Source organism: Candidatus Cyanaurora vandensis, from assembly GCF_013285555.1.
Taxonomy (GTDB): Bacteria; Cyanobacteriota; Cyanobacteriia; order Gloeobacterales; family Anthocerotibacteraceae; genus Cyanaurora; species Cyanaurora vandensis.
Map to the genome: position 1 here is coordinate 1 of NZ_JAAXLT010000181.1, position 7880 is coordinate 7880.

Annotated in this window: 7 protein-coding genes and 1 tRNA gene; 5 read left to right on the plus strand and 3 right to left on the minus strand. The window is 56.8% G+C overall.

Annotated features, from left to right (window positions below; genetic code table 11):
- Positions 1-108: 108 nt before the first annotated feature.
- A complete protein-coding gene (locus HFM78_RS12690) occupies positions 109-681 on the minus strand; it encodes a hypothetical protein (protein ID WP_287129817.1) in 573 nt (190 codons plus the stop codon).
- 96 nt (positions 682-777) lie between these two features.
- On the opposite strand from HFM78_RS12690, the gene HFM78_RS12695 reads away from it, so the two are divergent.
- Positions 778-1440 (plus strand): class I SAM-dependent methyltransferase, encoded by a 663-nt coding sequence (locus tag HFM78_RS12695; RefSeq protein ID WP_287129818.1) that lies wholly within the window; start codon positions 778-780, stop codon positions 1438-1440.
- On the opposite strand, the gene HFM78_RS12700 is transcribed toward HFM78_RS12695, so the two are convergent.
- The gene (locus HFM78_RS12700; protein WP_287129819.1) at positions 1428-1721 is read right to left on the minus strand and encodes a hypothetical protein; all 294 of its coding nucleotides are present in this window, start codon (positions 1719-1721) and stop codon (positions 1428-1430) included. The genes HFM78_RS12695 and HFM78_RS12700 overlap by 13 nt on opposite strands.
- Before the next feature lie 169 nt (positions 1722-1890).
- Here HFM78_RS12700 and HFM78_RS12705 point away from each other — a divergent pair, with 169 nt between their 5' ends.
- Positions 1891-4407, plus strand: a complete 2517-nt coding sequence (locus tag HFM78_RS12705) for a mannose-1-phosphate guanyltransferase (RefSeq protein WP_287129820.1) — start codon at positions 1891-1893, stop codon at positions 4405-4407.
- A gap of 127 nt (positions 4408-4534) precedes the next feature.
- Here the strand turns inward: HFM78_RS12705 and HFM78_RS12710 are convergent.
- Positions 4535-4606: transfer RNA gene (locus HFM78_RS12710), tRNA-Thr, on the minus strand.
- A gap of 125 nt (positions 4607-4731) precedes the next feature.
- Here HFM78_RS12710 and HFM78_RS12715 point away from each other — a divergent pair.
- Genes HFM78_RS12715 through HFM78_RS12725 form a run of 3 tightly spaced genes read left to right on the plus strand, consistent with a single transcriptional unit; the run spans position 4732 to position 7700 of the window.
- Positions 4732-5355, plus strand: coding sequence for a GvpL/GvpF family gas vesicle protein (locus tag HFM78_RS12715; RefSeq protein ID WP_287129821.1), 624 nt, complete (start codon positions 4732-4734; stop codon positions 5353-5355).
- Entirely contained in the window at positions 5348-5809 is a 462-nt protein-coding gene (locus HFM78_RS12720; protein WP_287129822.1) for a gas vesicle protein K, read from the plus strand. The genes HFM78_RS12715 and HFM78_RS12720 overlap by 8 nt, the downstream gene beginning before the upstream one ends.
- Complete coding sequence (locus tag HFM78_RS12725) at positions 5796-7700, plus strand: ArsA family ATPase (protein ID WP_287129823.1); 1905 nt, start codon at positions 5796-5798, stop codon at positions 7698-7700. Before HFM78_RS12720 ends, HFM78_RS12725 begins: the two co-directional genes overlap by 14 nt.
- Positions 7701-7880 lie beyond the last annotated feature (180 nt).

The window sequence follows — 7880 nt, forward strand, 5'->3', positions numbered from 1 at the left end:
CTCAAGATGTTGCCATAGGTCAGCGATTAATACCACTCGTCCTCCCCTAGGGAATTGCCCTATTACTACCAGAGCCACCCCGCCCCGGGTGGCTCTACTATGAGGAGCTTAGTTGCGGGGATAGGCGGTTTTGACAAAGCCCAACTCGTACAACTGCTGGTAGGCTTTTTGACCCAGGCCCCGGTCTACCCCCTGGGAGACGACAATCCGTACTAACAGCGGGACGCCGAGTTCTGGTTTACCCTGGGCGCGGTGGATTAAGGCCAATTGGTACGTGGCCTCGTCGCGCTTGATGGCGGCAGTGAGGGCCTGTTGTTTTTCTTCGTCGGAGATGCGGTTGTCAATCCCGCTCATGGCTTTGGCAAGCGATTCATGGAAAGCAGACAGCTGGTTGAGCATGGTCACCGCTTGGGTCGTCTTCTCCAGAGCCAGGGGGAAGTCACTGGCTTGAGCCGCTTTTTGGGCTTCCTGGAGTAACTGGTTGGCAGCGGGCAGGCTGAGGATGCTGTTGGTGGCTTCTAGTTGCCGGGGCTGGTCCACGGGCGTGACAGCGGGAATGACCACGGGAGCCGGGGCCGTTTTGGGCAGCGGGGCGGGCGGGACAGAAGCTTGCGCTTGGGCCTGGGCCATGGGACTGAGGGCCAGCCCCCAGAGCAACAGACCGTACCACATTTGTTTCATAGGACGCCGGAATGAATGGTCAATCTTTTTAACATACTATTTTGCCCTCCCCCTTGGGAAGCTATGCGACATTGGTAAGGTTGTTTGGCGACCCCGATGGCCCTGCCCCGTATCCCCGAACCGGAAGTGATGGACGAAGCTCTGGCCTACGCCGCGATGGACCATGGGGGGGTGAACCGCCAATTTGTCCAGGACCTCGCCTTAGCTGAGCCGCGCCTAGGACGGTGGTTAGATGTGGGGACGGGGCCAGCGCAGATCCCGATTTTGGTCTGTGAACATTTCCCCACCGTGCAGCTTGTGGCGGTGGATGCGGCTCCGGCGATGCTCCTAGTGGCCCAAAAGCAGGTCCAAGCCGCTCGCCTGAGTGAGCGGATCGAGTTGGTCCAAGCCGATGCGAAACACCTCCCCTGGTCCAGTAAGTCTTTCACCACTATTTTTACCAACAGTCTCCTGCACCACTTACCAGACCCCCGTCCCTGTTTACAAGAACTCAAACGGCTCTTGGCTCCGGGTGGCCTCATCTTCCTGCGCGACCTAATCCGTCCCAGGAATGCGGTCATGCTCCAACAACTGATTAGTGTCCATACTGCTCAAGACAGCAATGAACAACGTAAACTTTTTGCCGATTCACTCTGGGCGAGTTTTACCCTAGATGAAGTTCAGCAGCTTGCCGCTTGGGTCGGACTCACGCCGGTGCAGCTTAGCCAGACCTCAGACCGCCATTGGACGTTAATTTACCGAAACGCTCAGGATGGTTGAGCGTGCCTGCGCTTGAGGAAATATGTAATTACTGGAGCCAGGAAGACCGCCCCCCCAATCCGAATCGGTTGGCTCAGACGGGCAGCGATCCAGACTAGCCCCAGCACGGGTAGCAGATTTTGGGCCGGGTCCTCGCCAGTGGTCTGGGCATAACCGTACCAAGTGGTGGCGAAGGTGAAGGTATAGGTGCACAAAGAAGCGATACCGTAGCCGATGACTCCCGCTAGCCCTAGAGACTTCAGGGCGGTCAGATAATCTTTCTTGTCTCGCGGCATGGTCATCTCGGCTTCCTAACTCGCTCTAGCAATCTAACGTTAGGAAGACTACTAAGCGCGGGGTTTTTCACAAAAGTTTACGCAAAAGTAACTGGCGTTCAGCCTGACAACTAACCCGGTACACTGTAAGGGAGTACGTGATTTTATGTCCTCACCGCAGTTATGAGGAGGTTTGATGCGAGCAGTGCTGATGGCTGGGGGCTCTGGAACCCGTCTGCGTCCCTTGACCTGTGATATTCCCAAACCGATGGTGCCCATTCTCAATCGGCCCATCTCCGAACACATTATTAACTTACTCAAACGACACGGCATCGCGGAAGTCATCGCTACCCTCTACTACTTACCCGATGTGATGCGGGAGTATTTCCGGGATGGGAGTGATTTTGGGGTAAGCATGACCTACGCGGTCGAAGAAGAAAAGCCCCTCGGGACCGCTGGCTGTGTCAAGAATATTGAACAGTTACTCACCGAAACTTTTGTGGTGATCTCAGGCGATTCCCTGACTGATTTTGATTTGACGGCGGCCTTGAAGTTCCATCGGGAGCGGGGTTCCAAAGCGACTTTAATCCTCACCCGTGTGCCCGACCCCCGCGAGTTTGGGGTGGTCATCACCGATGAGAATGGACGGATTGAACGCTTTTTGGAGAAGCCTTCAAGCTCTGAAGTCTTCTCCGACACCGTCAACACCGGGACCTATATCCTGGAACCCGAAGTCCTCCGCTACCTGCCCGGCAACAAAGAAGTAGACTTCTCCAACGACCTCTTCCCGAAACTCCTTGCTCACAAAGAGCCGATGTATGGCTATGTCGCGGAGGGTTACTGGTGCGATGTCGGCAACCTCGATACCTACCGCGAAGCCCAATATGATGGCCTAGACCGCAAAGTACAACTGGATTTCGCCTACAACGAGCGTTCGCCTGGGGTCTGGGTCGGGGAAGGTTGCTCGATCCATCCCACCGCCGTACTCGAAGCTCCGCTGATCATCGGGAAGGGCTGCCGGATTGGGGCGGGGACTAAAATTCTCGGCGGCACGGTCCTGGGTGAAAATGTTTTCGTTGGCTCCGATGCAGTCATTCAACGCGCCATCGTCTGGAATGGCACCGCTGTGGGTGACGAAGCGGTTTTGAGTGCTTGCGTGGTCGCACGGGGCAGTCGGATTGGTCGTCGCGTTCAATTGATGGAAGGGTCAGTCTTGGGGCCGCTGTGTTCAGTGGGGGATGAAGCCTGTGTGAGTGCGGGCGTCCGGGTCTGGCCCAGCAAAAAAATTGAAACAGGAGCGGTCTTGAATATCAACTTGATCTGGGGCAGTCAGGCCCTCCGGAATCTCTTTTCCCAGCGCGGGATTATCGGGCTGGCTAACGTGGATATCACCCCAGAGTTTGCGGTCAAAGTCGGTGCCGCCTACGGCGCGACCCTCAAACTCGGGGTCCAGGTCCAGATCTCGCGGGACCAACGGCCCATCTGCCGGATGGTTACCCGGTCTTTGATCTCAGGCTTGATGTCTGTTGGGGTAAATGTCCAAAACCTAGAGTCCACTGCTATCCCGATTGCCCGCTACTGTGCGCCCATCCACGGAGTCGTCGGCGGTATCCACGTCCGGGTCCACCCCGACCGCCCGGACTACATCTTGATTGAATTCCTAGATGCCCAGGGGATTAACATCTCCAAGGCCAAGGAGAAAAAAATTGAGTCGGCCTACTTCAAAGAGGACTTCCAGCGTGCCCGGATTGAGGACATCGGGGATGTGAACTATCCAATTCGGATGCTGGATTACTACGGCGAAGGCTTCCAGAAGAGCATGAACACCGAACCACTCCGCAACAGCAAGAAAGTGGTCATTGACTACGCCTACGGGGTTGCTGGCGCGATCCTGCCGGTGTTGCTGGGCAAATTTGGGGCCGATGCCGTCGTCTTGAACGCCTCGCTGAGTTACTCCGCCCCCTCGGTGGAGCAGCGTGAACGCCTACTCTCCCAATTGAGTAATGTCGTCCAAGCCCTTGAAGCGAGTTTTGGGGTCCAGGTCTATGCCAACGGTGAGCAGTTGGTCCTAGTTGATGAACTCGGTGAGGTGATCCGGGGCGAATACCTGACCGCTGTGCTGGCGGAATTGGTCCTCGCCGCCAACCCGCGCAGCAAGATCATCATTCCGGTCAACAGTACCAGCGTGATTGAGCAGATCGCCAACCGCCACGACGCAACGGTGATCCGCACCAAGTCCAACCCCACCGCTCTGATGGAAGCCGCCGCCACCACCCCCAATGTCTCCCTAGCCGGTTCTGCCGACATGGGCTACATCTTCCCGCAACTGCACCCCGGCTTTGATGCGATGTTCACCATTGCCAAGCTGATTGAGCTACTGACAGTGCAGGAGCGGACCCTAGCTCAAGTCCGTCAGGAACTGCCCCCAATTCACCACAAACACCTCCAAGTCCGCTGTTCTTGGAATGCCAAGGGTTCCTTGATGCGCCTGTTGGTGGAGGAGAACAAACGGGAGCAGGTGGAATTGATTGATGGGGTCAAAATTCACGAATCCGAAACCGATTGGGTATTAGTCCTGCCAGATGCGGGCGACCCGTTGGTCCACCTCTACGCCGATGGCGATTCTAAGCAAAAAGTAGACCATCTCTGCCGCGAGTACCGCGAACGGGTCAACACTGTCTCCCGTGAGGACCGCGAAACCGACGAGGTTTAGGACAAAGAGCCGAGAAGCCACCCAGCTTAAGTCTGGGTGGTTTTTTCGTAGTAGTACAGTCTATGTTATTTCCTTTTGACTCTTATCAAATTTTTGTACAAGGGGCCTAAAAGCCTTAGAGAGGGCAAGCTGGTGGACGGATTTGAACCGACAACCTACTGATTACAAATCAGTTGCGCTACCGTTGCGCCACACCAGCTCGAGTCATGCCTGAGACTCAGAAACCATCGTTAACATATCACATCCACTCCTTGACCTACTCCACAGTTCTACAAAAAGCTCTCACCTGCAGCTTCAAGGCGGACGCGGGGTAATCTAAGGTTTATGTATGCATTTGCTTTACTCGCTGCGCCTCCGCCCGCCTATGTTGGTCCTGGTCTGGCTGGGGGGAGGGTGATGTTTTGGACAGCAGGACGGGTTTTAGCGGCGGTCCAACCGGATCTAGACCTCACGATGCTGGCGGAGGAGACCACGGCTCTGGAAGCCGTCGTGGACCATGACCGGGTGATCCAGGAACTTTTTGCCCTCGCGCCGGTCTTGCCCCTGCGCTTTGCCACGGTTTTTAGTTCGGCGGACGCACTGAGCGAACATCTTTTGGCGCATCAAGACCTGTATCTTGCCCGTCTGGACCAGTTGCAGGACCGGGTGGAGTTTACGCTCCGACTAACGCCCGTTGTCCTGGCTCCCACGGTTGCCAATGCCGCTGAGGGACGGGCCTATTTCCAGCAGCGCAAACAGCAGTACCAGCAGGTCCAGGACCGTCAACAACAGCAACGGGCTGAACAGGAACACCTCTTCACCCACCTGCAAACCTTGGGGGTACACTATGTCCTTGAAGGTGAGCGGGTGCATCTCCTCGTACCCCGTGCCTTGGGGGTATTCCTGATTCCCCTCACCCACTGGGAAGTTACGCTCACCGGGCCACTGCCGCCCTACCACTTTGTCTGAGCCGGTCAAAGTTGCCCCGGCGCAGGCGGGTCTGGCTCCTCTGGTGTTGACCTTGATTGAACTAATCCGGCAACTGATGGAAGCCCAAGTTATTCGTCAGATGGACCAAGAACTTTTGACGGAGGCCCAGGTCAATGCCGCTGCCACTTCCTTAATCGCTATGGAAAACCAGGTTTTACGTTTGTGCGAAACCTTCGGGATCGATCCCCAAGACCTGAACTTGGATCTGGGTGAAGTGGGCAAGCTCCTCCCCGACCGGGGGGCCTACTATCCCGGTCAACCCAGTCCCCAGGCGAGCATCCTGGAGTTACTAGACCGACTCTTGACCACCGGAGTCGTGCTGCAAGGTGAAGTGGACCTCGGGGTGGCGGGGTTGGACCTAGTTCACGCCCGACTGTACTTGATGCTCTCGACCCATACTTCATTACGGACACCCCCCCATGCAACTCCCTGAGCAAATCCAGTTACTCCTTGTCAGTGGTAAAGGGGGCGTGGGCAAGAGTACCACCGCCGCCGCCTTGGCCCAGCACCTCGCCCACATTGCCCCCGACCGCCGGGTTTGGCTGGTCTCCGCTGACCCCGCCCACTCTATTGCCGATGTCTTGGCCCTCCGGGTCGGCTCCACCGCGACCCAGGTCGGGGACCATGCTAACTGGTCCGCCCTCGCTCTGGACGCGGAGGCAGAATTGCGGGCGTTCCGGGCCCAGTATCAAGAAGCGGTGAGTCAGATTGCTGAACACAGCAGTATTTTTGAGGGTGCGGACTTGATGGGGCTTTGGAACTTGACTTGGCCCGGTTTCGATGAGGTGATGGCGGTGGTCCGGGTGAGTCAGTTGCTCCTGACCCAACAGTGTGAAACCGTGGTCCTGGATATGGCCCCCACTGGACACGCCATGCGCTTGCTGGAATATCCCGACTTTATCGAGCGGTTGCTGGGCGTTTTTGAATCCCTGCACTCCAAACATCAACAACTCTCCCAACGCTTCGGCGGGAGCTATACCCCCGGTGCAAGTGATGAATTCCTCGCGGAATTTACCCGCTTGTTGAAGGGTCTGCGTGAACTCCTAGTGGACCCGGCCCGGACCCAGGCGTGGGTGGTGTTATTGGCGGAGGAATTGAGTATCCCGGAGACGAGCCGCTTCCTGACATTTTTACAAGCGGCCCAGATCCCGGTGGGCGGGGTCGTGGTCAACCAAGTCCTCACCCCGAACCCCGATTGTCCCCAGTGCTTGACTTGGCAGCAACGTCAGCAGATGCGTCTCCAACCGCTGTTTGCCCTGGACCAGACTATCCCCCGCTGGCAGATTCCGCTCCTGAGCGAGGAACCGATTGGGGAGGAGCGGTTGCGGCAGGTTTTGGCGAAATGTCAGCCGCTCCGTCCTTCTACTTACAGTCAGAATCTCGATTTGCCCTATCCTCCAACGAGCGGCGCGGGTCTCCCGGATTATCTGGACTTGGGCTGTCAACTGTTATTGGTGGCGGGTAAGGGCGGGGTGGGCAAGACGACGACTGCCGCCGCTATCGCCCTCACGCTGTCCCAACGTCATCCCGAGAAACGCGTGTTGATAGTCTCGATTGACCCGGCCCATTCCCTCGGAGACAGTTTCGCTCAACCTCTCTCTGCCCAGCCCCAGCCCATCACAACCAATCTCTGGGGCCAGGAAGTCGAACCCGAAACGACCCTCGCCGGGGTCATCGCCAGTCTCCGAGCAGTTCTGGATGGACTCAACCGTGACAACTTGAGTATTGAGGAGGTCCAGACTTGGCAATACCTCCTAGACCAGCCGCCGCCGGGACTGGATGAGATGGCAGCCCTACTTAACGTAATTAATTCCGGGTCCACCTGGGACTTGATTGTGCTAGACACCGCGCCCACGGGCCACTTGCTCCGCTTCTTACATCTACCCGAAGCTCTCGAAGCGTGGTTGACCTATCTGCTCAGACTCTGGGTGAAACACCGCAATCTTTTCAGTGATAGTGTCTTGGCTGACCAGTTCCGCACTTGGCGTAAACAACTGTTGCAACTAAAAAAAGACCTCATCCGCCCCGAGTTCACCACGGTCCTCCCCGTCCTCACCCCCGAAACCACCGTCCTCCAAGAAACCGCCCGATTACTCACTGAACTCACCGCTCTCCAACTCACCCCCCAACACCTCGTCATCAACCGCATCCTCCCCCCGAGTTCCTGCCCCCAGTGCCAAACTATTGCCCATCGTCACCAACACAGTCTCAACCAAGCCCAAGCCCAGTTCCCGCAAACGCTCATGCCCGTTCCTTTCCTGCCGACGCTGCCCGTGGGGTGCGCGGGATTGGTAATTTATGGCAGTTATTTGATGCCTGAATAAGAAGAGATCCCCCTAAATCCCCCTTAAAAAGGGGGACTTGAAGAGCTTTTTGAGTAGGGCGACTCGTATAAGCTCTATTCCCCTTTTTCAAGGGGGGCTAGGGGGGATCTCTTCGCTTATATAGCAATCCTACAGGAATTGTAAAAGTCGCCATGCTGCTCAACAGCCGCCCCTCCGCCC